This is a genomic window from Klebsiella sp. YJ (genome assembly GCF_002108615.1).
Taxonomy (GTDB): Bacteria; Pseudomonadota; Gammaproteobacteria; order Enterobacterales; family Enterobacteriaceae; genus Klebsiella; species Klebsiella planticola.
The window spans coordinates 319,171-341,916 of the sequence record NZ_MTEG01000004.1 but is presented as its reverse complement, the minus strand read 5'-3'; the positions used below and the strand labels follow the sequence as shown (position 1 = coordinate 341,916).

The window sequence follows — 22,746 nt, the reverse complement described above, 5'->3', positions numbered from 1 at the left end:
GATAAGTCCTAAAGATAAAGTGAAATAACAACAAACATCAGACAAATGATATTTTGACCTTTTTCAATTAACATATCAGGATGACATGTTGATATCATAAAAAGATAAACATCGTTTAGTTACAGTCACTTACAGGAAGGATGATATGTTGACTTTGTGTTGTAGTTCGCTATTCCGGCGTTAAATATATATAACAATCAGGGCGCTCATGAGAAACATAAATTTAACCTCACCATACTCAACATCCTGAGTATGGTGAGGGTTTACTTATTCTGAAGAGAGGAAATTATCGAGGTAAGGGACCACCCGGGTGACCGAGGTCTGGAATACTGCATTTTCAATCCAGTAAAAGGTGTTCTCGCCCGGGCGCAAATTAAATGCCGTCAGATAAGCATCCGCAGCTTCCCGGTTCTGCCCTTTCATCTCGTAGACTTTACCCAGCAGCACGTAATTCATCCACGACATCTCGAGGTCGATCCCGGTATTAATCGCGTTATACGCCTCATCGACTTTACCCTGGCCCAACAAATCCACTGTTTTAATTTGGTAAAATACCGCCGTATCTTTGATTCCCGGCATATCACCGACCCGGGTGATTTCAGCGTACAGCGCGTTGAGCTGCTCTTTATTTAACGGCTGCTGCGAATGACGTAATACATCCACCAGCGTTTTTTCCGCATAGGCGTAAGAAAACTCAGGCGAGTCTTTAATCACTTCATCGAGCAGCGCGCTAGCCTTACCTAAGGAGTCGACATCACCGTTCATTAATAACTGATGCGACTCGTAGAAATGCGTCAGCGCCGTGCTGTGCGACGGTTGATACTGTTTCAGCATCGTCTGCATGCGTTCCGACCACGGCTGCTTTAAGGCCTCCGATAAGCTGCTCAGCAGATCGTTTTGAATCGCCAGCTGGTTGTCGCTGGTGATGAAATAACGTTTGTCCATCATCGTTGAACCGTCGGCGTTATCCACCATCTGCACGGACATAAAGCACTGCTGCGCGCGATAGTGGCGCTGGTTGACGAACTCAATCGTCAGCGTTTTACCTGAACTGCTTGGCTCATTAATGTTGTAGTTGGTTTTGTCATGCACCATAAAGGTCGAGAAGGTGTTGAGCGACGTCGTCACCAGGCTGCCCAGGCCCACCGCATACGAGTGCTGCGATGCCCAGTTGGTGCAGGAATTACCTTTCAGCAGATGGATATCGATATCGCGCGGGTTCAGCAGCAAGCGCGCTTTATTCACCGGTGGCCGCGACTCGATCGACGACAGCGCAACCAGCGCCACGCAGGAACCCAGCGCCAGCAGGAACAGGATCCATACCCAGAAAGTAGTAATGCGTCGGCGCTTCTCCGGTTTTACGGCCGGCGTCTGGTCTGGCTCAACCTCGCCGGCAGAGTGCGTCAGGTCGGGCGTCAGTTCAGGCGTCGCAGCGGAGACCGCGGGGGGGATCGCCATCGCGGGCTCTTCCCCCTCTTCCGTACACCAGATGACCGGCACCGTAAGCTTATAACCGCGCTTGGGTACCGTCGCAATATATTCGAGGCTATTATCGTTGCCATCTTTCAACGACTTACGTAGCTCGGAAATACTCTGCGTGACGACGTGGCTGGTGACCACGTTACGTGTCCAGACATTATCAATAAGCTCGTCCCTGCTGAGCACTTCACCAGGGTGACGGGCAAAGAAGACCAATAGATCGATTAAGCGCGGTTCCAGAGTAAGCTGACGCCCCTTCCGGCTGATTTGGTTAACAGAAGGTGTAACCAGCCATTCTCCCACGCGAACAACAGGTTGTTGCATAAAAAAGAGCCCAAAACGAAAAGGGAAAGGCGCGATGATAACACATTTCCCCTCCCTATTTATGATAGGGGTCATTACCTTGATCGCGTTATATCATTCTGCACTTATTTCACTTAGCCAGTTTTTATTTCTAAACAAAACCGGTCATAGTTTATTAACATCTGAATCATTTCTGCAGAAAAAGTGAAGGCCTGTTCTGCTCTATCGCCTCGATAAGCGCCCGCACGGCCAGGCGATTCAGGATGCTATTCCCCCTGTTCTCTACCGACATGGCCCAGGAACAAGCGGATGATGACGCCCCAATGACCCGCTCATGCGCCGGCACAAGCCACATCGCCGCACCGACAGAGCAGTATTCCGGCCCGCGCAGCGACTGATTTTCCGCAGGACGCCGAACTATTCCGGGAAACATCCGCTTGCGCGGGCGCAGTCAGAGGCATTCTTCGGCGGCGGTAAAGCCGGTTATCCGCGCTATCCCGCCGCCGCCGCGCAGTAGCTCCGCGGCCCCGGCTGGGACGAGCGCCTGCGTTCTGGTGGATTAAGCGCGCCCCTGTCGATGCTGCGCCACCGCCTGCTCCAGTGCGCTAATGTCCGGGCTGGAGAGCAGCGGCTGCAGGCTCAACAGCGTCTCTTCCTCTAATTCATAGAGATTCAGCTTCAGCAGTCGCTCCACATCGGGTTCGGGAAAACGATACTTAATAAAGGTAGCCGGATTTCCACCGACGACGCTATACGGCGGAACGTCTTTGGTGACCACCGCCCCCGCCGCCACCACGGCGCCTTCGCCAATTGTGACGCCCGGCATGATCATCGCCCGCATACCAATCCAGCAGCCATCTCCGAGCACGGTATCGCCACGATGCTGGTAGGCCTCGTTCACGCATGACACAAACGGATAGAGGCTGATCCAGTCCATCCGGTGGGTACTGTTGCCGCCCATCAGGATCACCGCTTCTGGCGCGATACAGACAAAATTGCCAATAAAGAGCTTATCGACATGACCTAAGGGCTCCCACCCTTCGCTGACGGGATCGCCGTGCAGGTAGCGCACCACGCAACGTTCAAACCCGCGATCCCAACAGTCGCTATAGTAGCTGTGGCTGCCGCGAATGATCACATTCGGGTTGGTTACCGTCTGGTGCAGGCGTTCAGTGATTGACCAGTGTTTATCGGCCATCGAGGCATTCCTTCTTGCGTTAATATATCCGCTTGCTGACCCGTTATCATAAACCGGAAAAACTCAATACCGGAACAACCACTGCAAGCGTTGCTGGCATCATTATGGCTGACTCAGGGAATATTTTGTTGAGAATAAACTGACAGGAATTATGTTTATTTTCTCGCTACGCCATTATCCATAATTAAACAAAATAGCTCCACCCCGATCATATTCTTAATGATAAAAACGGGCACTTTCCCCACTCTGCCAGGTTTTTCTGTGTCCAGACTTCTTATTCTTACTGCCGTGTTACTGCTGACCTCCTGCGCGGGATATTTTTCGCCGCCGCCAAAAGAGACGAAAGGTGACGACGCCGGCCAGTCGAGTTCGCTCCCTGACTGTCGTAGTCGTCACCACGTTATTATCTGCGACTGGGGGAAAGCGTAACGCATAACCGCTCGCCTGTGGGCAGAGGCGAGCGGTTAGCTTATGGCGCCCGATCGGCTTCCGGCGTAGGAATCGTCGATAAGATCGGCCGGGAACGGCGGCTATAAAAATAGAGTCCGATCAGCAGCAGCGTAAACGGAATGCCAAACCATAGCGTCATGCGGAAGAAATCGGTAAACGCGGTGGAAATCAGCAGCGCCAGCATCAGAGCAGCCCCCAGCAGCGTACTCCAGGGATAACCCCACAAGCGAAATTTCAGCACCGTTTGCCTATGCTGGCGGCGGAAAAACAGGTGCGTGATAAAGATCATCAGCCAGGTAAAACAGGCTCCGTAGACCGAAATAGACATCATCGCGGCAAACGCCTGCTGCGGGTAGAGCACGCTCAGGACAATAGAGACCATAATGCCGACGCAGGAGATTGCCAACGCATTCACCGGGATCCCGCGAGCGCTGATCCGACCGAACGCGGCCGGCGCCTGCCCGGCACGCGACAGCGAGAACATCATCCGCGTGGTAATATACAGCTGACTGTTCATGGCCGAGAGTGCCGCAATCAGGACAATAAAGTTAAAAATACCGCCGGCATACGGCAAGTGAATCACGTTCATCGCCACCAGGAAGGGGCTTTCGCTGGTGCCGGACTGACGCCACGGCACAATCGCCAGCATCAGCGCAATCGACAGCATATAGAAAATAAACAGGCGCAGGATGGTCCCTTTAAACGCCGACTTCACCGCCACCACCGGGTTTTTTGCCTCTCCTGCCGCCACGGCGATCATTTCAATGCTCAGATAGCTGAAGATAGAAACAATTGTCGCAAACCACATGCCGCGGACCCCAAACGGCATAAACCCACCGCCATCGATAAAATTATGCAGGCCGTAGGTTGGGTTGGCGGAGAAGGCCAGGATCCCCAGACCGATGACGATAAAAGCCACGATTGCCAGAACCTTGATCGTCGATAGCGCATACTCCACCTGCCCGAACCATTTCACGCCAATAACGTTAATCACCATCACCACGGCGGAGAACAGCAGCACCCAGGGCCACACCGGCGTTTGCGGGAACCAGAACTGCATATACATTCCAATGGCGGTCACCTCGGTACCCACCGCCAGCACCACGCAGGACCAGTAGGAGTAGCGCACCAGGAAGCCGCACAGCGGACTGAGATAAAACTCGGCATAGTCGCCGAATGAGCCGGGAGTCGGATGCTCTGAGGTCATCTCCGCAAGGCAGCCCATTAGCAGCAGCGCAATCACGCCTCCGGTCAGATAGCTCAGCAGCACCGACGGTCCCGCCATCTGAATGGCGTAGGCGCTCCCCAGAAACAGTCCGGTACCAATCGCGCCGCCGATCGCCAACATCGACATTTGCCCGGCGGTAAGCTGTTTCTTCAACCCGCCCTGGCGCTGTGCAATCTCATCAAAACGCTTGCGATCTTTCATTAGTTCCTGCCTTAGCGACGGGCGGTAGTCACATCGAGAATAGCGGCGGTGACATAATCAATGTTGTCACCATTGAGACCGGGCAGACACATCCGTCCCGGCGCCACCAGATAAATGGCATAGCGCTGGCGCAGCTCGCTCACCTGCCGTTCGTCCAGGCCGGTATAGCTGAACATCCCGCGCTGATCGCGGATGCGCCGGTAATCCAGCTGAGAGCCGCCCTGCTCCAGGCCGGCGGACAGACGCTGGCGCATCTGCTGGATCCTCTGGCGCATGGCCGCCAGCTCTTCCTGCCAGAGCTGACGGAGCTGCGCATCGGCTAGCACCATGTCGACTATCCGGCTGCCGTGGGTCGGCGGACAGGAATAGCTACGGCGTATTAATGTCTTTAAGGCCCCCTGAACGTTAGCGGCGGTCTGCGCGTTGGCGCAGCGCACGGTTAATCCCCCTACCCGCTGGCCGTACAAGGCGATATTTTTCGAAAAAGAGTTGGCGACGATAAAATCCAGATCGCTTGCCAGCGCCAGCCTCAGCGCATAGCAGTCCTCCTCCAGCCCGGCGCCAAACCCCTGATAGGCGATATCGAAAAATGGCAGCAGACCCTGCGCCTGAACCACGCCCAGAAGCGTCTGCCACTGGCTCTGGCTCAGATCGGTGCCGGTCGGGTTATGGCAGCATGGATGCAGCAGCACCGCCGTGCCGGCGGGTAGCGTCTGCAGGACCGTCAGCATGTCGGCAAAGCGCAATTCGCCGCGGAGATTGTCAAAATAGGGATAGCTGTTCACCTGCAGTCCTGCGCCGGAAAAAATCGCCTGATGGTTGGCCCAGGTTGGATCAGAGACCCAAATCTCTTTACGCTGTAAAAAGTGAACGAGAAAATCTGCCGCCAGCTTCAACGCCCCTGAACCGCCAACGGTTTGTACCGTCGCCAGCACAGATTCCGGGGCGGCGGGCCCCAGCAGCAAGGTCTGTATCTGGCTGGCAAAGCTTGCGCTGCCTTCAATCGGCGGATAGCCGTGCGGCTGCTGCTGCGCCAGCAGGCGCCGCTCTGCCTGCTCGACGGCCCGCATCAGCGGAACTTTTCCTCGCTCGTCATAATATAAGCCGATGCCTAAATTCACCTTCCGCGGATTGCGGTCCTGCAAATAGGCTTCCATTAATGACATAATAGGGTCGGGAGTCGACGGTTTAATTTCTGCGAACATAGGTATCCTTAGCCATAATAAATATGACTGGCAGGTGAACATTTATTTTTTTATTTTCAGGCCGTAGCGCTGACGGTAATTTCTATTTTCATTCCCGGCACAACTAATTTATCAACGATCACCGTCGAACGATTTGGATAAGGGGCATTGAAGTAGCGCCGGTAAATATCATCAAGGCGTGCAACATCGTTGACGTCAGTCAGATAAATAATAACCTGGAGAACATTATCGCTGTGGCTCCCGGCCGCCTGTAGCGCCTGGGTGAGATTATCGAAAGTCAGGGCGATCTGCTGTTCCGCCGGGCCGGTTTCAATAGTGCCATCAGCCCGAACCGGTCCATGTGCGGTAAAGAGCATCCCGCCGCCGCGTGTCGCCCAGGAGAACGGCTGACCGATATCCGGAAGGCCGGTATGAATTACGTCTCGCATAAAGGATTCTCGTAGTGATAAAGCTGGCTGAAAAGTGCGCCATCGGTGGCAAACAGCGCGTCAAGAATGGTGTAGTGGTTAGCCCCCGGCAGGGCTATTGCGTCAACCGGCCTCCCCCGCTGGCGCAACCGCTGAGCGTAGTTTTCACTTTGCGCGATGAGCTCGGCTCGCTCGGCGGTGCCGTAAAACAGCGTCAGAGGGGGGAGCTTCGTCGGTAAATGACGCAGCGGACTGAGGTCATTCACCTCCTGGGGCGTCAGCTGCAGTGACCGGTTGACCGCTGTATTCAGCAAAGGCTCAAGCTCATAAATCCCGCTGATTGCCAGTACCGCATCGACACGCGGATGCGCCTGCCAGCAGGCCGCCAGATGGCCGCCTGCAGAGTGCCCACACAGATAAACCGGGCTACACAGACCCGGCTGGCGACCAATGGCGTCCAGCGCCGCCCCAATCTGGCGGTGGATCGTCGTTAACGTCGCCTGCGGCGCTAACGTATATTCCAGCAACATCACATCAAACCCACGGGCCAGCGGCCCGGCAGTAATAAAGGCAAAATCCTCTTTATTACAGGATTGCCAGTACCCGCCATGAATAAATATTATCGTGCCCATTTTTCTGGCGGCAGAAATAAACCAGTCAATACCTTCCCGTGGATGTTCACCATAAGAAAAAGTCATCATATTTTCGCCGCACTGGTACGCTTGCTGACTTCGTCGCTGAAAGTCAGCCAGTATTTCCGCCTCATTATCTACGGTTGTGCTGTTATCATAACTCCCGACGCTGAGTTTCATATATTAAACTGTGTTTATTATTTAAGATGTGGCTTAACTATTAGCAATGAGAAAATATGTTGTCAAGCTTGCACAAAGTGGAATGCGTGAGAGTTAATAGAAATTAAATCTCAGAGCTAATAAGTTTTACCAGTGAAACTTTTATCGGGAAATGCGCGTGCGAAAATGATGACGGTCAAGGATTGGCGCTCACCTGTCCACGCATTCGTCGGCTTCTTCCCCCTTCCTGCCCAGCGTACTGTGACCGAGCCAACGTCCTGAGAAACCACTGAAGGGACAAACTGTACAAACATCGGGAAAAGTTCATACTCAACGCTATAAGTGAGCCAATATTTTTGATATTAAACTGGTCGTCGCCGTGTCAGGTCTCAGAACTTATAAAAAGGAATACAGACCAATGAAATACAAATTAGTCAAGCAGGTTGTCCATGATGATGTGTTAAGAAACAGCTTCATTAATTTGGCAATTAAGACCTTCGATCTCTCTTTTAAAGAGTGGTACAAGAAAGGCTACTGGACCGAGTCCTATATTCCTTATGCGTTTGTTGATCATAATAAAGTGATTGCCAATGCGTCGGCTAACATTATCGATCTCATGTGGCAGGGAGAACCCAGGCGCTATATCCAGATTGGGACCGTGATGACCGCCACCGATCATCGTGAAAAGGGCCTGGCCAGCCAGCTGATTAACCATATTCTGACTGACTGGCAGGAGCAGGCCGACGGTATTTTTCTCTTCGCTAACTCCACAACCGTTGATTTCTATCCTAAATTCGGCTTTGAACAAACCGACGAATACCAGTACGCCCTGCCGGTTACGCCCGTTGCCGGGGATTTTCGCAAGCTGGATATGGATAAAGAGAGCGATGTGAATATCCTCAAATACTATTATCAGAAAGCCAACCCGTTCTCCCGCCTTTCGGCACACAATAACTTCGGCCTGTTGATGTTCTACTGCTCGGCGTTTATGAAGCACTTCGTCTATTACTCGGAGAAAAATAATGCCGTGGCGATCGCCATGCAAAACGATCATGCATTGCTCTGTTTTGATATTTTCTGTGACAGCGCGAGTTCGATGACCAGCATCGTGAATGAACTTGCGGCGCAACATACCCGGCAGGTTATTTTAGGCTTTACTCCCAGGGAAGACCGGGCAGGTGAATATGAAAAAATTGAAATTGATGATTTTCTTTTCATCTATACGGCAAAAGAAAATATCTTTAAGGAGCGTAAGCTGATGTTCCCGACGCTCTCGCATGCCTGAGTCCCCCGGCCATATTGTGACTGGCGCAAGCCCGTACCGAGGCTGAAGCCCAGTCGGCAACCACCTCTCCCGCGATGACCCCACCGGGGCGTGGCGGAAGAGGTGAAAACATTATTTAGTGACGATAAACAGAGACTTGCAGCGCGGACACAATAATGTCACCCCTTTTTTAATTTTGTTCACCGGCTGCCGTGATTTATGCCCGCATTGCGGGCAGGTTACCGTGGTATCAGAGGTGGAACTCAAGCGCTTCACTGCGTTGTCGAAGAATGACATAGACCTTTACCCGCTGAATGAATGTGGTCTATCATACCACTAACTGATTAAAAAACACACAACATCAGGGCGCGCGGGGAAATGACCAGGGTGAGGAATTTATCGCGGTTTAATCCGCTATTTACGTGATGACATCGCGTCATGCTTAAATCAGGATGCCTCATTGCCGATTTTCTGTTCATCCCTCGCGATGGTGTTACTCGATCGTCAGATATTATTAACTGCATCAATATAAAGGAGGTTTTACTTATTTTCCGGAAGGCGTCCCGCTTGCGGCAGACTCGGTATGAGGTATCATGATGCGCAGCTTCAGGTGTTTTCACTAAAAACAGCACGATCGCCCTATTAAATGCAGAAATCCCGATAAAAATAAGATAAATAGTATAAGTCTTAAATTACCTCTTATATGATGAATGAGATATGGTAATGTTCATTCATATCGAATGATTACAGATAAACAAGAGATAAGAAATGACTGAAAACTCAACAATTCACGCTCAAAATTGTCGTACCGATATCGGGATTGGGAAACAGGTCACGGCCAGCGTAAAAGGTTATGTCGATGGCCATCTTTATATGATTGACATCACCGTTCATCCTGTTGAGATCACATTTGATTTTGGCGAAGAAAAAATTATGCGCGGGTCTTATTTTAGCTCTAAGAATCAGGAGATGGTATGGGCGGCGGAAAGAAAAGAGCTGACCATCTCCGATGAAAAAGGATCTTTCACGATAGCCTTTTAGTGTTCAGGTTCAATGTCGATAAAACGTGCCGTCGCTATGCCCTGAGCCAATACGGCCCGCTTCAATTAAAATTTCATCAATAACATCTTCCAGGCACGCTGAACCATGATTCTCACAAATCATATGAACCTGTTTCAATATTTCTTCCTGGGACATCTCTCCGCGTAAAGCGGAGGTCAGCATCACCGATGCCCAGCGCCGAACTTCCGGGTGCGTAATCATACATCTTTACCTCAAATAGCAACACACGCCTTTAAATTATAGGTGCTCACCGGACATTCACCCATTAAATGATGCTGTCGCCCCTGTCGGCGCGGCATAGAGGTTGACTCATCCTGCCGCAGCCGACCGCTCATCGCTGCGCTATGACAACAGTTTTACCGCCGCGTTTTGAATCTCGGCCGATGTTAAATCGCGATCGGAGGCAACATGCACAATGCGATGATCGCCGGTCAAGGAAGGAAATTCAGCAGACATGATCTGCAGCTGTTTTTGTTCACCGTTAGGATACTCACGTAATATTGTTGTTACCCCCGGCACTATTTTCGCGACAACTGCCGGTAATGCATTGAAAAAAACAATAACTTTCTTCATGAGTCTACCACCTGGCTGAAAGCATAATGATGACTATGCCATGCATTGTGTGATGAAAAAGAAAAGGCCCCGTCCGGGGCCCTTTCGTTATTTCCGACACGCCATTGTCGCCGTGCCGCTGGAAATGTAAGGAGCAATATTATCAAATGTAATCATTGATGTTTTACAAAAGATACATTTTGCGCCAAAGGGATTTTTTTCCGTCACATCGTAATTCGATGTTCTGTATTGTGACCCATGACAACATGGGCATCTGAAATGAATGTATTCAATCATAATGTTAACCTTGATGTGTGACAACATTCACTACCGCAGGGACTAGAGGTTATACTCTGGTGAAAACTCATCTGTGGTTTTCAAGGATAGTGCAGAAATCACCGTGCTGAACAGCAGGCCAAGAATACGCTTTCTTTGCGACCGTTCTCTGTATGATTAATCTGAGGTTTTTCACCAGCTTAATCATGACTTATTTTAGTGATTGTCTAAGATATGTTGTTCGTTTTTTTAATTTGCCCTTGGGCATATCTGGTCTGCAAAAAAACTTATCGAAGAGAAAAATACCCAAAAGGAGATATCAGATGATAAATGCGATGAGAAAATTCCAGGAACTGTTGCAGATAATTTTTAAGACTCAAACCGTTGAAACCATTAACGCATGTAAATCAGCAATTGGCAAGCATTATTTTTTACAGCTTTTTAACAGTATTTTTTTGCCCGTAAAACTATGCAAATACTGACTATAACTGACAACTTTATCAGTAGCTTATTCCTGCTGGCGCCCCATGTTACACTTATTTTGTGGTATTCTGTCTCTCCCGGAGATTTTTGCTATGAGATCGGAAGACACCCTTGACTGGTACCCAGCCCAGCTCCCGCCCGTTAAAATCATTCTGGGCAATGCCGTGCTTGAAGTCGGAAAGCTTGGCCGCCCGATCAACGCCAGAACGCTACGTGAGTATCTGCAGGTGCTTCAGCGCACGCAAAAGAGCCGCGATGATAAAATTGCCCTGCAAACCGCAATCGACGTTTTGTCGGATAATCAACGCGTAAACGGAAAATTATAATGGCCACGGCGGCGGCTGCACCGCTATCGGGCTCGTTATCCCTTTCAATAACTTAAGTTTTTTTTAAATATTCTCTGAAGAGAATTAATTTGTATCTTTCACCTGTAAAAAGGTGCATCGTCGTAGTTGGCCCACAATGATATGCAGAGTCATTTGCCTGAGCCAACAACAGAGTTAGCAACTCGCGCCGAACGCGTCCTTCGAGGTTTCAACATGAAAGCGGCAAACACTTTTTTTTGCCATCCATCCCAGCTACCGACGGTCAGAGCGATTATCGGGGACGCTGTGCTTGAAATTATCAGCCGCGGTGCGCCTGTGGGTGCAGCCGGACTGCTGGCGCTGCTGAAAAGCCCGGGAGCCAGGAAGAACTGGTCCGATGAAGGCCCCCTCTTGCAGATTGCGATTGATGCTCTGGAAGAGAGCTTATCGATTGATTTTAAAAAAATATAACCAACACTGATTAACTACACCGAAGGTCACACTATGTTTATGACACTATTTATTTATCTCGGAATTATCGGTTCCGTCGCCGCGCTGGCTTTATTTTCCCTGTCGCTGTTATGGATTGCCGTTTCAAATAACCCGGATAACACGGATATATAAACTTCATCGCAATTTAATCTTCCGCTAAAGGCCAGCACCTCGACGCTATCTCTTCCTCAGACATCCTGTTGCATCGCTACCGGCTGCATTGCAGATAGCATAACGACGCATCTCTGGCCAACCGCTCCCTGTCCTGCCCCGCATGTGGAAAGTCCGGCAATGCCTTTCATCACCGGACCGGGCATGCGTTTATTTTATCCCGCGACGTGAAACGTAATCCCGCGCGGCTTCTCCGGTGTAAATCTGGCGTGGACGGTAAATATTCAGCGGCGACTCATGCATTTCGTTCCAGTGTGCGACCCAACCCAGCGTACGCCCCACCGCGGTCATGACGACAAACATCGACGAAGGTAGCCCCATCGCTTTCAGGATCACGGCGGTATAGAAATCGACGCTCGGCGAAAGTCCATTCTCAACAAAGTAGGAATCGTTGAGCGCCACCTCTTCCAGAGCCATTGCCACCTGAAGCAGTCGGTCCGACATTCCCAGCTCCGCCAGCACCTTATGGCAGGTTTCGCGCAGAATGGCCGCCCGGGGATCGAGATATTTGTAGCGCGAGTTGCCAAAGCCCAGTCGGCGGAAAGCCAGAGGATCCCTTTTCACCTTACTGATAAACGCCGGGACCTGTTCGACGCTCTCAATATCCCCCAGCATTTGCATGCTGGCCTCGTTGGCACCGCCGTGCATCGGCCCCCACATCGACGCCAGACCGGCCGCCACGCAGGCGAAGAGATTAGCCCCGGAGGAGCCGGCCGCACGAACCGTCGTGGTTGACGCACACTGCCCGTGATCGGCATGGAGCACCATAATCTGGTTCAAGGCTTGCTCAATAACCGGATTCACCTGGTACTTTTCCGCTGGAATCGCAAACAGCATATGCAGGAAATTCCCGGCATAAGAGAGATCGTTTCTTGGGTAGACCGCAGGTTGCTCGATAGAAAACTTATAGCTCATCGCCGCGAGGGTGGGCATTTTGGAAAGCAAGCGAGTGGCGGCCAGCGCACGATGCTCGGGGTTTTCGACATCCAGTACATCGTGATAGAACGCGGCCAGTGCGCCCACCATGGCACACATCAGCGCCATCGGATGGGAGTCGCGACGAAATCCGCTGCACATTTTCGCCATCTGTTCGTGCACCAGGGTGTGACGGGTAATTTTTTCCCGGAAGACCTGATAACTCTCCTCATCGGGCGCCTCGCCGTGCAGCATAATGTACGCCACCTCCAGGAATTCACACTGCCTGGCCAGCTGGTCTACCGGATAGCCACGGTGCAGCAGGACGCTATTTTCAGTATCGATATAGGAAATGGCCGACTCACAGCCGGCGGTATTGCTGAAGCCAGGGTCAAAACTGCATATTCCTGAATTCGCGAGCGCGCGGAGATCAATACCGAGGTGACCCAGCGTCCCGGACACCGTATTCAGAGGGATGGCCTCTTGTCCATCCAAAGAAAGTATTAACGGTTTCGTTCCCATCCTGTAAATTCCCCTCAACAGCCAACGCATGATCACCCTGAAGACATTCTTCAGGCCGAATTTCCAACATAGCCAGGGTGATGCGGCTATTCTTTGATATAAACGGTTAAACACGCGATAAAAGCGGGTTTTACCCGGGCTTCCTGTGCTCTAACCTGAATAAGGACTACCGTGTTAGCCAATACGCTTATTTTTGTCGTCGCCGCCATCCATATCTACATTCTGATCCTGGAGATGTTTTTGTGGGAGAGCCCGACCGGGCGCAAGGCATTCGGCCTTAGCGCCAGTTTTGCCCGCGAGACCCGGGTGATGGCAGCCAATCAGGGCCTGTATAACGGTTTTTTGGCCGCGGGTTTGTTGTGGGGACTCTGGAGTCCAGAGAGCGGATTTGAGTTTAAAGCGTTCTTTCTGATCTGCGTGGTGATCGCCGGGCTGTTCGGCGCCGCAACCGCCAGCCGAAAAATACTGTATGTGCAGGCACTTCCGGCAACGGTGGCGCTGATAGCGCTGTACGTCAGCTAATGCAGGCGTCGGAGAAGACCGCCGTCGACTTTGACGGCGGGACGTGAGTCACTCTCCGGGCGGTAAGTGCCGGGATGCCTCCCAGGCCATTGGCGAAAGCACCCATATGCTGGCCACTTTATGGACCCGCGCATCGGACATCGCGGGCCCGATACTCAGCAGCGAAGCCATAAGCCACAACAGATAGACTCCTTTTCTCTTCATCTCGGCGACTCCTCATCGCTGCGCACGGAATCTGGCGCCGGCTTGTGTCGTTCAATAATCGACAGGCAGCCTACCAGTACAACAATAACGGCCCCGAAGATCAGGCTGACGACGTTGGCGCCAAAGCCAAAACCGCCGTTTTCTACCGGCTGTGACAACAGATCACCGCAGGCGGCACCGAAGGGACGGGTCAGGATATATGCCGCCCAGAAGCAGAACACCGCATTGGCACGGAAAACAAAGCGTGCCGTCGCAATGATTAAAATCCAGCCGCCAAAGAAGGCCGCTGCGCTGTAATAGCCCATGTTCAGCCCTTCAGCCAGACCATCCCCTACGGCTGTCCCCAGCGCAAAAGTAAACAAAATAGCCAACCAGTAGAACCGCTCTCTGACCCGGTTATCGATATGGTGAATGGACAGGGTCTTTTCCCGCGCGTACCACAGAACAAAAGTCACCAGCAGCGCCAGGGCGAAAAAGAGCGAGCTATAGGCTAGCGGTACATGTAAAGCATCGCTTAAATTGTCGGTCACCAGGGTCCCGAAAATGCTGATAAACACCACCGTCAGCCAATAGATCACCGGCTGATAGCGAGTTTCCCGCAGTTGAAAAACCAGAGTGACGAGCAACAGCCCGCCGACCACCCACGAAGTATTCAGCAGACCAAATCCCAAATCCATATTGAGATAATCGGCAGCGGTTTCCCCGACCGTGGTCGACATCATTTTAATTAACCAGAAGACCAGCGTGACCTCAGGCACTTTATTCAGCCACGGCGGCGATATTGTCGACGTATTCATATATCCCCTCTTATTACCTATCTTCTACTGGCACAGACCAGCGTTAACGTAGCGTGCAGACATACACCAATGCGGGCGGCAGATTGCGCATCACCACAATGCGCTGCCAGCGGAAATAGCGGGAAAGCAACGTTTCAGACAATGGGCTGTACTGAAACTGGATAAACAGTCCGTGCGCCGACATCTGTTGGCGGATCTGATTCAGAATGCGCATGCTGATACGCAGCGGAAGCGAGAGCAGCGGCAGGCAGGAAAAGACGATATCGTAGGGATTGATCAGCCTTTCCGCCGATGCGGCCACCACGTTAAGACGGCGATCGTCAATGGCCTGTAGCTGGCCGACGAATCCCGGATTAATTTCGTAGGCATCGAGCATCGCATCGCGGCGCATCCGCGACAGGATCCCTTTTGTTAACACACCGTTAGCCGCGCCCAGCTCGGCAATCGACAGGCTGACGCCCCAGTCAACCTGGTTCATCATCGCGCGACAGAGCGCGGCCGATGAAGGCAGCAGCGCCCCGGTCGTCCTCGGGTCGGCAATAAACTGGCGCAGGTAAGAAGAACCGCGCGTCAACGCGGCTCCGGCAGAATGAGAAAATGGATTGTTATGCATGATTATCACCTGACGGTAGCGGATAATGGATTATCCGCTACCGTGGATGACTCTGGCTCAACGCCCGGATTACAATTTTGTTCGCTTGAGGGGGCTTTCGTTGCGCTCAGGCAGGAGCAATGAAAAACAGCTGCCCCTGTGCGGTGTGCTCGTCACGACTATCCTGCCGCCGTGCAGCTCCGCAATGGTTTTGACCAGCGCCAACCCCAGACCGGTGTTCTCAGCGTTGCTACGGGCGTCATCCAGTCGGTAAAAACGGTCGAAAATATGCGGCAAATGTTCGGGGCTGATGCCTTCGCCATTATCTTCGACGCTGAGCACAATCTGACCATTTTCCCGCCCGGCGCGCAGCACAATTTTACCGCCGGAGGGCGTGTGGCGTAGCGCATTGGACAACAGGTTCGACAGCGCACGCTGCAGATGAATCGGGTCAGCGTAAAAATCCACTTCCCCTTCGCTGATCAGGGTGATGTTCTTCTCCTCCGCCAGCACATCATAGAGGTTTATCTGACGCGCAAACTCCGTCGCACTGGTGAGGCGTTCAAGATGCAGCGGCTCACGGCTGTTATCGGCCCGGGCGAGGAACAGCATCGATGAAATCATTCGCGACAGGCGCTCGCCCTCTTCCACAATGGCCGCCAGCGTGTCCCGGTACTCTTCCGCGCTGCGAGCTTTGCTTTGCGTTACGCTGGCGGCGGAAATCAGATTGTTGATGGGACCACGCAGCTCATGGGCTATATCCGATGAAAAACGGGTCAACTGCGTAAAAGAGGCTTCAAGACGGGTCATCATGCCGTCGAAGGATGCCGACAGCACATTCAGTTCCGACGGCCAGCGCTGGGTCGACAGGCGAGTGTGTAACTCCCCGGCGTGGATATGCTCAATCTCCCGGCTCATGGTGCGCAGCGGCAGTAACCCCCTTCGCGCCAGCCAGTAGCCAAGAGCAGAAAAGAGAACCACCGCCAGCGCCGCGACAATCTGCATTCGTTGCCAGTAGTCTTCAATGATCTCATTGTTTTTTGATACATTCAGCGCCGCCTGGACTCGCCACGGTTGATTATCTTTGAGGATAAATTCCGTTGAGACGATCAGATATTTTTCACTGACGTCGTGGCGGGAATATTTCCACTCGCTGTAGTGGAACTCACTGGACGGGGCCGGAAAATCCCGCTGCGGTACGTGCATATTTTTCGACTGCGCCCAGACCTTACCGTCCGGGCTGATAATACGTAGCGACAGCCGTTCCTGACGAGCGATGAACTCGAATAGCTCCTGCTGCCAGAGATCCTTCGGCCCCTGGCGCTCGCTGATGGTGGTTGCTATCTCCTGTTGAAAACGCAGCGTACTGCGTAGCTCGTCGATATCCTTCTGCCCGAGCTGGTTACGCATCGTCGAGTACAGCAGGCCGGTCACGCTGTACAATACCAGCCCCATGGCAAGGGAGAAGTAGAGCGTCAGTCGCAGCGTTATCGGAAAATTACGCGGAATCAGCATCATTCCTCTCTTCCAGTACGTATCCCGCGCCACGGATGGTATGCAGCAGCTTCACCTCATACCCGTCGTCGATTTTGCTACGCAGGCGGCGGACTGCAACATCAATCACGTTGGTCTCCGGGTCAAAATTCATATCCCAGACCTGTTCGGCCAGCACGGTACGCGACAGCACTTCGCCACGGCGGCGCATCAGCAGACTCAGCAGCAGAAACTCCTTTTGCGTCAACTCAATACGTTTACCATTACGCGACGCCCGGTGCTTGAGAAAATCGAGTTGCAGATCGCTTATCTGCAGCACAGCCTCCTCGCTGCTGGCGGCATGAGGTGCGCCACGGCGCATAATTACCCGTACTCTCGCCAGCAGTTCGCTGAAAGAGAAAGGCTTAATCAGGTAATCTTCCGCCCCCAGCTCCAGGCCGCATACCCGGTCTTCAACGTCATCACGGGCGGTGAGAAACATCACCGGCGTCAGCTTTCCTGCCTGTCGGGCCAGCTCCAGGATTTTCCAGCCATTCATCCCCGGCAGCATCACGTCGAGAATCGCCAGATCGTAGTCGTTAGTCAGCAAAAAGTGTAAACCGTCCACGCCATCGTGCGCGACATCGACCACAAAGTCGTTCTCCCGCAGCCCCCTGGCGATATAGTCCGCCGCCATCGTTTGATCTTCGACCAGCAGTAGTCTCATTGTGCCTCCGTCTGCGGCGCCAGGGCCGCACTTTTCCGCCCAGTTTTCTCAAAGAGAAGATACAGCACCGGGGTAATAAACAGGGTAATAAATTGCGAAAACACCAGCCCGCCCACCACGGCATTGAGATCGTTTTCCGCAAGCGTAAACGAGATCCCCACCGGGTCAAATTGATGAACGGTAACCAGCGGTAGACTGCTGCCCGGCTGCACCAGACTACCGGGATGTACATTGAGCGCGCCTGTTTTGCCGCTCACCGGAGCATAAATCCGCGTATAGCCCAGCTGCGCTTCGGCACTAAGAATATCTTCCTGCGCCGCCTGCGCCTGGGCCACATATTGTTGCCGGGTACTGAGCAAAGTGTCCCAGTCGGAGGCTGAAATGTCGTTCTGCGCCTTCAACGCACGGCCACGCGCCAGATCCCGCTGCGATTGCGCCTGCGCCCGGGACGCCTGGTCCCGATGCAGAGTTGCCTGTTGCGTGGAATCCTCGAGAGTAAACAGCAGCTGTCCCTGCCGGACAAATGCCCCTTCCTGAAACGCCACACGCTTAACCGTTCCGGTAATTTGCGATTGGATATCAGCCTGATTAAGCGAGATCACATCCCCTTGCGTCGTCAGACTCAGCGGCAGCGAGGTGAGCTGCGCCGAAGACAAACTCACTAACGGCGGCGGCGCGTTTTTCGGGGAGGCTGATACGGCATTCTGGCGGAAAAAAAACAGATACAGCGCAAGGGGGCCTGCCAGCAGAAGGATGACCGGAAAGGGTCTGATGCATAATACGTTCATGGCTCTATGCCGTCAGAAAAACAGTCATACCAGTCTACTCACCGCCGCCCGACAAAAAGGCGCCAGCCGAATGACAATTTTGTCATCTGCGTGGCGAAACGCAGCCCCTGATGGTGAGCAAAAATGGATAACGTGAGCGGTTTTTATACCTATTTGATGAATGCAATAGACGCATTAAAAAGTTAATATTAATCCCCGCATCAGAACGGATTCAGGCCGGATATAATATTTAATCGCCGCAGAGCGAACCTGCAATAACCATCGCATTACCGTTTCAGGCAAGGTTTAAAAAATGAAAAAAATCATAGTAATAATTCTGGTTGCCGCGTTTGGCGTCATGTCGGTTTCTGCAATCGCCTGTCCGAAAGGTACCCATCCGCATGGTGGAACAGGTTCACATCATGCTGGCGGTACCTGTTATTAATCATTATGGCGACCGCGGTCGCCATTTTTAATAACGACCATTCTGCGTTCGCTTACTGAAATCGACTCATAAGTTAATAAAATTATACCTCTCCCCCAATGCCTCCCCATATATTTTTCTATGGCCTGACCCTGACTCTTTATCATGCAATTTTTATTCTGGAGGGGTCTCATATACCGGTAACTTTCATTGGCCCCAAATTGCACTCAAATTTACGTACGGGAGAATTTTCTATATACAGACAAAATATGTTGATTCAGTTTCCTCAAAACGTAAAATCCGTTATTTTATTTAAATATTTAGCAAAAAATCGAACCAACACCGCCTGATGTTGAACCAACATACGCGATGTTTCAAAAGCAAAATCTCACCGTTAAGCTGTCGAGGCTTACAGATTCTGCTGATGCCATTCTTTGATCATCGCCTTCGAGATCTCTTTCTTGTAGCAGATGGGTGAAGCCCCACCGGCTTTGCTCCAGGCGCTGCGGCGGCCGCATGAGCTTCCGTTGCGTGCCGTATTAAATGGACAGGCGCAGGTGCCGGGATAGGATGCGATAGAGTCGTCGATAATTCTTTGCTTAACCTGGTCATCAGTTAGCTGGTTAGATTTGGCGATGGCCATCTCTGATACAAAAACGAAGACGGCAGCGAGTACGACAGTCGTGACTGATTTGATGTTCATTTGGCTCTCTCGAGCGTTAGAGGAACCTCCAGGATATTCACTGAAATGTTAGTCAATATTGATCTTTCGCAATTGCCTGTGATGCTCCATTCAAAATGGTAGGTCAACTACGAGCTTTACCTCAACACTCACAACAGGCGTTATTGACCTGCCCGCGCATTAAAAGCCTGTGCCAGGCCTAATGCCTCACCTCGGGCTATCGTCGTCTCTTTGCCAGTTTCACTCAGGACTAAAAACGATAACACGCCACTCCTGACATACATAGCCAGAACACGCCGTTTCTGCCTGTAAATAAGATATGGGCATTTTATCAGTGGGGGATGATTCTACATGTAACGTTCAAACTGCCACGCTGCGATGGCCACCAGCATGCACAAAACGATGAGAACAACGCCCAGCACCCTGCGTCTCGTATAGAGTGCCACTCCTGCAGAAAGGCCAGTTAATGTCAGCGTGACTGGCCAGCCAGCAATTGCCGTCAGGTAGGCCACAATCAGGTAGTCCTTTATCAATTCACTTTCCTCTAACCAGATTGTCGGGTCGAGCGGGTGGCCGCCTGTTGGTTAATTCAGTCCGGCGTTCCGCTTTCTGTTGTGCGGGAAATGGGAGTGCATAAAGATGGTACGCAGATATGCCCATTTTGCAGCTAACCATTTAACTGAGTATGCGCGATAAATTGGCTCGATTTTTGGCAATAACGACACAAATACGACACATGGAGAAAATCAGGCTGGATTAAAATTAGTGTAACTAACTGATTTTGAATGGCCCCTACAGGATTCGATATAAACACATAATAAACTGATTTTATTTAACTATGTAGGTTTATAAAATCAAACATACCCCCAAATGTACCCCCATATATTTTTCTGCGGATGAGAATTGACTATTTATCGTGCAATTTGGGGCTCAGGGTACATTCTCACATGTCGGTAATGTCCACCGGTACAAAATCGCGCCCAAATTGTGTGCGGAAAAATTTCTCTATATACATGCAAAATGTGTTGGTTCGGTTGGTTCAGTTGCCTCAATACGTAAAGACCATTGTTTTGTTTATATATTTCTCAAAAAACTGAACCAACACCACCCTATTTTGAACCAACATTTAGCTGAGTGAACCAACATTTGCGATGTTTCAAACGCCAAAATCATACGTTCTGCCGCTAATCACTGATTCTCTTACGCCACTCCTTGAGCATTGGACAACAAGTGGATGATATCTGGACGATTGAATCTACATCGGCACATAACCAGGAGTAATCCTCTGCATTTCTGATACGCCACTTGCTAAAAACCCCACCATTTTTAATACATATGGTTGAATTAATTAATGAAAAAAGCTTTTAGTAGGAAAGAGTTGTTGCTGGTGGTGCCGTTATCGATGAGTACTATCGACCGTCTTGAACACAACGGTCAGTTCCCAAAACGCTTTTATATTACCGTCGGACGCTGTGCTTGGGATGGAGATGAGGTCGAACAATGGCTTGACGAAAAAAAGGCCACAAACACCGGTAATTTTGGTGGGAAAAAGCCACCTGTTGACAAGAGAGTTTCTCGCCCGGTAAATAAGGCAACGTGATGCAGTTGGCACATTGCTTACGCAGATCCTCTGCACCGGGCGATACGTTCGCGAGGAGCTCTCGCCGGCGGATATAACGCAGAAGGTAGTAGCCAGTTTGATGCCGGCCACCCTAGAGACCATAAAGTCGGAAGAGAAGCGGACCTATCACTACCCTCTGAAGACGAACTACCGTGAGCACATCCACAGTCCTGAGGGAGTGCGCGGCCTGGTGGAGCATTCTATGCTGATGGATATGCTGAACAAGATGGATGCCGACGGGCATAATGTTTCCGGCGCCGCGGCGGAGTTAACGACTATGCTTTCCTACATAACTGGCGTCAGCAAGTGCTGCGAGAAATCGAGACGCACGCACAGTACTTAATGAATCAGGTACATAGCTTCTGACGGAGAGATAGGGCGCAAGGAAGCGCATTACTAAGGTTCTATCTGTATCACTTAGTTTCACTCTGGTTCACTCTGTTTCATTGCGTCCTTGCTCAAATTTGATTAAGATTACCTCAAAGGTAATTCAACCTTTTGTTGAGTATCTTTTAGATGCCTGATACGTCCGACACCATGACATGGAGGACGAAATGAACCTGAACTCGATAAGAAAAGCGATGCCATACATAATCCCTGAAGCAGATTTCGACAGAAAACTGAACATGTCAGAGAAAAATGTTACTCACACTGAAGGCTACATTGCCAAAGGTGTGCAGGACTTTACTCTGCCGGGGTTTACTACGCCTTATGGTTATCGCCTTGTTAAGTCGCTCAGAGATGACCATTACAGGCTGATCACAGACAGCGAAAATCCTGAGACAGTCTATGCAGTTAAACTCGTTTTTCGCGAAGACATTGTTGAAACCAGAAAAAGCTGTACTCAAATTTTAGTCTGGCGTACACCTAATGTGATCCATGACCGAGCTGTACATGGTCTTCCTCAGATATTCTTCGCATTCTTCCTTGAAAACTATGCGATTGTGGTATCTGACGAGCAGCAAACGTTAGATGGCAGAAGATTCTGGGAACGAATGATCTCATGGGCCATTACTACTAATGGTTATCATGTATACGTTTCTGATGGGACTGAAGAAGACCGTCCGTTAACGTTTATGACATCATGGGATGATTTCTACAGCGTGTGGGCTGACTTCTGCTGGGGTAATGATCAAGATATTCATACCCATCGCCTACTTGTAATCAGCAAAGATAAACTCCATTAGCATAAAGCCCGCTATGCGGGCTTTTTTGTGCGCGTTAGTCGGACTTTGTGACATGTCACGCTATTTTTTACCATTCAGCTTTGGCGGCTCGTTACAACGAAACGATGCCTGCATAGCAGCTATGACTAAGCTCTCAGCTGAGTTAACTCTCTGATCGGGGTTATCGTTTAAGTATTTATAAACGACATCGGCATATGTCTGTAACCGCCCATTAGGCTGACAAAAAACCTGAGCACCCTCAGCACCATAGGCATCAATCATTGATGCTACATATCCCATGAATACGCCAGACTGAAGCTGATTATCAGGCGTTCTGCGCCCACCCTGCTCAGCTTTTTTATACTCTTGGGCATATTGGTATAGCTGTTGACCATCGTAGAACTTTGCTTCTGCTGGTAACAAAAATGAGCAAAAAAGAGCGCAAGCAATATATTTGGCATTCATTA

The 22,746-nt window shown here is 51.1% G+C and carries 30 protein-coding genes and 1 pseudogene; 11 read left to right on the top strand and 20 right to left on the bottom strand.

Annotation, left to right across the window (positions count from 1 at the left end; all coding sequences use genetic code 11):
• Positions 1-267: 267 nt before the first annotated feature.
• Positions 268-1,803, bottom strand: coding sequence for a lysine decarboxylation/transport transcriptional activator CadC (gene cadC / locus BV390_RS05800; RefSeq protein WP_085396700.1), 1,536 nt, complete (start codon positions 1,801-1,803; stop codon positions 268-270).
• 313 nt (positions 1,804-2,116) lie between these two features.
• On the opposite strand from cadC, the gene BV390_RS05795 reads away from it, so the two are divergent.
• Entirely contained in the window at positions 2,117-2,299 is a 183-nt protein-coding gene (locus BV390_RS05795) for a hypothetical protein (protein WP_046853003.1), read from the top strand.
• A 42-nt stretch (positions 2,300-2,341) separates the two neighbouring features.
• Here BV390_RS05795 and BV390_RS05790 read toward each other — a convergent pair whose 3' ends face one another.
• Positions 2,342-2,980 (bottom strand): CatB-related O-acetyltransferase, encoded by a 639-nt coding sequence (locus BV390_RS05790; RefSeq protein ID WP_032689128.1) that lies wholly within the window; start codon positions 2,978-2,980, stop codon positions 2,342-2,344.
• A 261-nt stretch (positions 2,981-3,241) separates the two neighbouring features.
• On the opposite strand from BV390_RS05790, the gene BV390_RS31105 reads away from it, so the two are divergent.
• Positions 3,242-3,409 (top strand): hypothetical protein, encoded by a 168-nt coding sequence (locus tag BV390_RS31105; RefSeq protein WP_155417135.1) that lies wholly within the window; start codon positions 3,242-3,244, stop codon positions 3,407-3,409.
• 40 nt (positions 3,410-3,449) lie between these two features.
• Here the strand turns inward: BV390_RS31105 and BV390_RS05785 are convergent, their stop codons facing one another.
• Genes BV390_RS05785 through BV390_RS05770 form a run of 4 tightly spaced genes read right to left on the bottom strand, consistent with a single transcriptional unit; the run spans position 3,450 to position 7,283 of the window.
• Complete coding sequence (locus BV390_RS05785; protein ID WP_085396693.1) at positions 3,450-4,859, bottom strand: amino acid permease; 1,410 nt, start codon at positions 4,857-4,859, stop codon at positions 3,450-3,452.
• Between the two features lie 11 nt (positions 4,860-4,870).
• The gene (locus BV390_RS05780; protein WP_085396692.1) at positions 4,871-6,064 is read right to left on the bottom strand and encodes an amino acid aminotransferase; all 1,194 of its coding nucleotides are present in this window, start codon (positions 6,062-6,064) and stop codon (positions 4,871-4,873) included.
• Between the two features lie 56 nt (positions 6,065-6,120).
• Complete coding sequence (locus tag BV390_RS05775; protein ID WP_032689134.1) at positions 6,121-6,492, bottom strand: RidA family protein; 372 nt, start codon at positions 6,490-6,492, stop codon at positions 6,121-6,123.
• A complete protein-coding gene (locus BV390_RS05770) occupies positions 6,480-7,283 on the bottom strand; it encodes an alpha/beta hydrolase (protein ID WP_085396691.1) in 804 nt (267 codons plus the stop codon). Before BV390_RS05770 ends, BV390_RS05775 begins: the two co-directional genes overlap by 13 nt.
• A 397-nt stretch (positions 7,284-7,680) precedes the next feature.
• Between BV390_RS05770 and BV390_RS05765 the strand changes: the two genes are divergently transcribed.
• Positions 7,681-8,547: a GNAT family N-acetyltransferase gene (locus BV390_RS05765; protein ID WP_032689137.1), complete on the top strand. Its 867-nt coding sequence runs from the start codon at positions 7,681-7,683 to the stop codon at positions 8,545-8,547.
• Positions 8,548-8,658: 111 nt separating this feature from the next.
• Here BV390_RS05765 and BV390_RS31430 read toward each other — a convergent pair whose 3' ends face one another.
• On the bottom strand, positions 8,659-8,823 hold the full coding sequence (locus BV390_RS31430; RefSeq protein WP_213084089.1) for a YnfU family zinc-binding protein: 165 nt from the start codon (positions 8,821-8,823) through the stop codon (positions 8,659-8,661).
• A 471-nt stretch (positions 8,824-9,294) separates the two neighbouring features.
• On the opposite strand from BV390_RS31430, the gene BV390_RS05760 reads away from it, so the two are divergent.
• Positions 9,295-9,567 (top strand): hypothetical protein, encoded by a 273-nt coding sequence (locus BV390_RS05760; protein ID WP_004858909.1) that lies wholly within the window; start codon positions 9,295-9,297, stop codon positions 9,565-9,567.
• A gap of 9 nt (positions 9,568-9,576) precedes the next feature.
• Here the strand turns inward: BV390_RS05760 and BV390_RS05755 are convergent, their stop codons facing one another.
• From BV390_RS05755 to ymcF, 3 genes are all read right to left on the bottom strand, one after another.
• Positions 9,577-9,789: a hypothetical protein gene (locus BV390_RS05755; RefSeq protein ID WP_004858906.1), complete on the bottom strand. Its 213-nt coding sequence runs from the start codon at positions 9,787-9,789 to the stop codon at positions 9,577-9,579.
• A 141-nt stretch (positions 9,790-9,930) separates the two neighbouring features.
• Positions 9,931-10,161 carry a hypothetical protein gene (locus tag BV390_RS05750; protein WP_032689141.1) on the bottom strand — a complete coding sequence of 77 codons (231 nt, stop codon included), beginning with the start codon at positions 10,159-10,161 and terminating at the stop codon, positions 9,931-9,933.
• Between the two features lie 87 nt (positions 10,162-10,248).
• On the bottom strand, positions 10,249-10,437 hold the full coding sequence (gene ymcF / locus BV390_RS31425; protein ID WP_072000024.1) for a cold shock small protein YmcF: 189 nt from the start codon (positions 10,435-10,437) through the stop codon (positions 10,249-10,251).
• A 554-nt stretch (positions 10,438-10,991) separates the two neighbouring features.
• Here ymcF and BV390_RS05740 point away from each other — a divergent pair.
• The 3 genes from BV390_RS05740 (at position 10,992) to BV390_RS31855 (ending at position 11,828) form a co-directional block, all read left to right on the top strand.
• On the top strand, positions 10,992-11,225 hold the full coding sequence (locus BV390_RS05740; RefSeq protein ID WP_032689144.1) for a hypothetical protein: 234 nt from the start codon (positions 10,992-10,994) through the stop codon (positions 11,223-11,225).
• Between the two features lie 213 nt (positions 11,226-11,438).
• Complete coding sequence (locus BV390_RS05735) at positions 11,439-11,675, top strand: hypothetical protein (RefSeq protein WP_064384219.1); 237 nt, start codon at positions 11,439-11,441, stop codon at positions 11,673-11,675.
• A gap of 33 nt (positions 11,676-11,708) precedes the next feature.
• Positions 11,709-11,828: a YnaM/YnfT family protein gene (locus BV390_RS31855; RefSeq protein WP_004858893.1), complete on the top strand. Its 120-nt coding sequence runs from the start codon at positions 11,709-11,711 to the stop codon at positions 11,826-11,828.
• A 189-nt stretch (positions 11,829-12,017) separates the two neighbouring features.
• On the opposite strand, the gene BV390_RS05730 is transcribed toward BV390_RS31855, so the two are convergent.
• On the bottom strand, positions 12,018-13,304 hold the full coding sequence (locus BV390_RS05730) for a citrate synthase (RefSeq protein ID WP_032689146.1): 1,287 nt from the start codon (positions 13,302-13,304) through the stop codon (positions 12,018-12,020).
• A gap of 171 nt (positions 13,305-13,475) precedes the next feature.
• Between BV390_RS05730 and BV390_RS05725 the strand changes: the two genes are divergently transcribed.
• Positions 13,476-13,826 (top strand): DUF1304 domain-containing protein, encoded by a 351-nt coding sequence (locus tag BV390_RS05725; RefSeq protein WP_032689148.1) that lies wholly within the window; start codon positions 13,476-13,478, stop codon positions 13,824-13,826.
• 48 nt (positions 13,827-13,874) lie between these two features.
• Here the strand turns inward: BV390_RS05725 and BV390_RS31100 are convergent, their stop codons facing one another.
• The 8 genes from BV390_RS31100 to BV390_RS05690 all read right to left on the bottom strand — a co-directional run bounded on the left by BV390_RS31100 (position 13,875) and on the right by BV390_RS05690 (position 20,025).
• A complete protein-coding gene (locus BV390_RS31100) occupies positions 13,875-14,030 on the bottom strand; it encodes a hypothetical protein (RefSeq protein ID WP_155274647.1) in 156 nt (51 codons plus the stop codon).
• Positions 14,027-14,827 carry a COG4705 family protein gene (locus BV390_RS05720; protein WP_032689149.1) on the bottom strand — a complete coding sequence of 267 codons (801 nt, stop codon included), beginning with the start codon at positions 14,825-14,827 and terminating at the stop codon, positions 14,027-14,029. The genes BV390_RS31100 and BV390_RS05720 overlap by 4 nt, the downstream gene beginning before the upstream one ends.
• 43 nt (positions 14,828-14,870) lie before the next feature.
• Positions 14,871-15,440 carry a class I SAM-dependent methyltransferase gene (locus BV390_RS05715; RefSeq protein WP_046853005.1) on the bottom strand — a complete coding sequence of 190 codons (570 nt, stop codon included), beginning with the start codon at positions 15,438-15,440 and terminating at the stop codon, positions 14,871-14,873.
• Positions 15,441-15,509: 69 nt separating this feature from the next.
• Positions 15,510-16,937 (bottom strand): heavy metal sensor histidine kinase, encoded by a 1,428-nt coding sequence (locus BV390_RS05710; RefSeq protein WP_227517227.1) that lies wholly within the window; start codon positions 16,935-16,937, stop codon positions 15,510-15,512.
• Positions 16,918-17,619, bottom strand: a complete 702-nt coding sequence (locus tag BV390_RS05705) for a heavy metal response regulator transcription factor (RefSeq protein ID WP_032689151.1) — start codon at positions 17,617-17,619, stop codon at positions 16,918-16,920. Before BV390_RS05705 ends, BV390_RS05710 begins: the two co-directional genes overlap by 20 nt.
• Entirely contained in the window at positions 17,616-18,407 is a 792-nt protein-coding gene (locus BV390_RS05700) for an efflux RND transporter periplasmic adaptor subunit (protein WP_227517226.1), read from the bottom strand. The genes BV390_RS05705 and BV390_RS05700 overlap by 4 nt, the downstream gene beginning before the upstream one ends.
• Positions 18,408-19,219: 812 nt before the next feature.
• Positions 19,220-19,513: a hypothetical protein gene (locus tag BV390_RS05695; protein ID WP_032689152.1), complete on the bottom strand. Its 294-nt coding sequence runs from the start codon at positions 19,511-19,513 to the stop codon at positions 19,220-19,222.
• A gap of 326 nt (positions 19,514-19,839) precedes the next feature.
• A complete protein-coding gene (locus tag BV390_RS05690) occupies positions 19,840-20,025 on the bottom strand; it encodes a hypothetical protein (protein ID WP_032689153.1) in 186 nt (61 codons plus the stop codon).
• Positions 20,026-20,067: 42 nt separating this feature from the next.
• Here BV390_RS05690 and BV390_RS31095 point away from each other — a divergent pair.
• The 3 genes and pseudogenes from BV390_RS31095 to BV390_RS05670 all read left to right on the top strand — a co-directional run.
• Positions 20,068-20,263, top strand: a pseudogene (locus BV390_RS31095) (integrase); the annotation flags it as partial.
• A gap of 580 nt (positions 20,264-20,843) precedes the next feature.
• Positions 20,844-21,092: a helix-turn-helix transcriptional regulator gene (locus BV390_RS05680; RefSeq protein WP_085396690.1), complete on the top strand. Its 249-nt coding sequence runs from the start codon at positions 20,844-20,846 to the stop codon at positions 21,090-21,092.
• Positions 21,093-21,667: 575 nt separating this feature from the next.
• Positions 21,668-22,300: a hypothetical protein gene (locus BV390_RS05670; protein ID WP_032457414.1), complete on the top strand. Its 633-nt coding sequence runs from the start codon at positions 21,668-21,670 to the stop codon at positions 22,298-22,300.
• A gap of 60 nt (positions 22,301-22,360) precedes the next feature.
• On the opposite strand, the gene BV390_RS05665 is transcribed toward BV390_RS05670, so the two are convergent.
• Positions 22,361-22,744, bottom strand: a complete 384-nt coding sequence (locus BV390_RS05665; protein WP_085396689.1) for a Rap1a/Tai family immunity protein — start codon at positions 22,742-22,744, stop codon at positions 22,361-22,363.
• Between the last annotated feature and the right edge of the window lie 2 nt (positions 22,745-22,746).

Bases quoted from the DNA above. Each gene is read 5' to 3' on its own strand.
- BV390_RS05785 (WP_085396693.1), bottom strand. From the start codon at position 4,859: ATGAAAGATCGCAAGCGTTTTGATGAGATTGCACAGCGCCAGGGCGGG.
- cadC (WP_085396700.1), bottom strand. From the start codon at position 1,803: ATGCAACAACCTGTTGTTCGCGTGGGAGAATGGCTGGTTACACCTTCT.
- BV390_RS05765 (WP_032689137.1), top strand. From the start codon at position 7,681: ATGAAATACAAATTAGTCAAGCAGGTTGTCCATGATGATGTGTTAAGA.
- BV390_RS05710 (WP_227517227.1), bottom strand. From the start codon at position 16,937: ATGATGCTGATTCCGCGTAATTTTCCGATAACGCTGCGACTGACGCTC.
- BV390_RS05730 (WP_032689146.1), bottom strand. From the start codon at position 13,304: ATGGGAACGAAACCGTTAATACTTTCTTTGGATGGACAAGAGGCCATC.
- BV390_RS05780 (WP_085396692.1), bottom strand. From the start codon at position 6,064: ATGTTCGCAGAAATTAAACCGTCGACTCCCGACCCTATTATGTCATTA.
- ymcF (WP_072000024.1), bottom strand. From the start codon at position 10,437: ATGATTGAATACATTCATTTCAGATGCCCATGTTGTCATGGGTCACAA.
- BV390_RS05680 (WP_085396690.1), top strand. From the start codon at position 20,844: ATGAAAAAAGCTTTTAGTAGGAAAGAGTTGTTGCTGGTGGTGCCGTTA.
- BV390_RS05665 (WP_085396689.1), bottom strand. From the start codon at position 22,744: ATGAATGCCAAATATATTGCTTGCGCTCTTTTTTGCTCATTTTTGTTA.
- BV390_RS05775 (WP_032689134.1), bottom strand. From the start codon at position 6,492: ATGCGAGACGTAATTCATACCGGCCTTCCGGATATCGGTCAGCCGTTC.
- BV390_RS05795 (WP_046853003.1), top strand. From the start codon at position 2,117: ATGCGCCGGCACAAGCCACATCGCCGCACCGACAGAGCAGTATTCCGG.
- BV390_RS05670 (WP_032457414.1), top strand. From the start codon at position 21,668: ATGAACCTGAACTCGATAAGAAAAGCGATGCCATACATAATCCCTGAA.
- BV390_RS05770 (WP_085396691.1), bottom strand. From the start codon at position 7,283: ATGAAACTCAGCGTCGGGAGTTATGATAACAGCACAACCGTAGATAAT.
- BV390_RS31855 (WP_004858893.1), top strand. From the start codon at position 11,709: ATGTTTATGACACTATTTATTTATCTCGGAATTATCGGTTCCGTCGCC.
- BV390_RS05760 (WP_004858909.1), top strand. From the start codon at position 9,295: ATGACTGAAAACTCAACAATTCACGCTCAAAATTGTCGTACCGATATC.
- BV390_RS05790 (WP_032689128.1), bottom strand. From the start codon at position 2,980: ATGGCCGATAAACACTGGTCAATCACTGAACGCCTGCACCAGACGGTA.
- BV390_RS31430 (WP_213084089.1), bottom strand. From the start codon at position 8,823: ATGTCATTCTTCGACAACGCAGTGAAGCGCTTGAGTTCCACCTCTGAT.
- BV390_RS05715 (WP_046853005.1), bottom strand. From the start codon at position 15,440: ATGCATAACAATCCATTTTCTCATTCTGCCGGAGCCGCGTTGACGCGC.
- BV390_RS05720 (WP_032689149.1), bottom strand. From the start codon at position 14,827: ATGAATACGTCGACAATATCGCCGCCGTGGCTGAATAAAGTGCCTGAG.
- BV390_RS05700 (WP_227517226.1), bottom strand. From the start codon at position 18,407: ATGAACGTATTATGCATCAGACCCTTTCCGGTCATCCTTCTGCTGGCA.
- BV390_RS05740 (WP_032689144.1), top strand. From the start codon at position 10,992: ATGAGATCGGAAGACACCCTTGACTGGTACCCAGCCCAGCTCCCGCCC.
- BV390_RS05750 (WP_032689141.1), bottom strand. From the start codon at position 10,161: ATGAAGAAAGTTATTGTTTTTTTCAATGCATTACCGGCAGTTGTCGCG.
- BV390_RS31100 (WP_155274647.1), bottom strand. From the start codon at position 14,030: ATGAAGAGAAAAGGAGTCTATCTGTTGTGGCTTATGGCTTCGCTGCTG.
- BV390_RS05705 (WP_032689151.1), bottom strand. From the start codon at position 17,619: ATGAGACTACTGCTGGTCGAAGATCAAACGATGGCGGCGGACTATATC.
- BV390_RS05695 (WP_032689152.1), bottom strand. From the start codon at position 19,513: ATGAACATCAAATCAGTCACGACTGTCGTACTCGCTGCCGTCTTCGTT.
- BV390_RS05735 (WP_064384219.1), top strand. From the start codon at position 11,439: ATGAAAGCGGCAAACACTTTTTTTTGCCATCCATCCCAGCTACCGACG.
- BV390_RS05755 (WP_004858906.1), bottom strand. From the start codon at position 9,789: ATGATTACGCACCCGGAAGTTCGGCGCTGGGCATCGGTGATGCTGACC.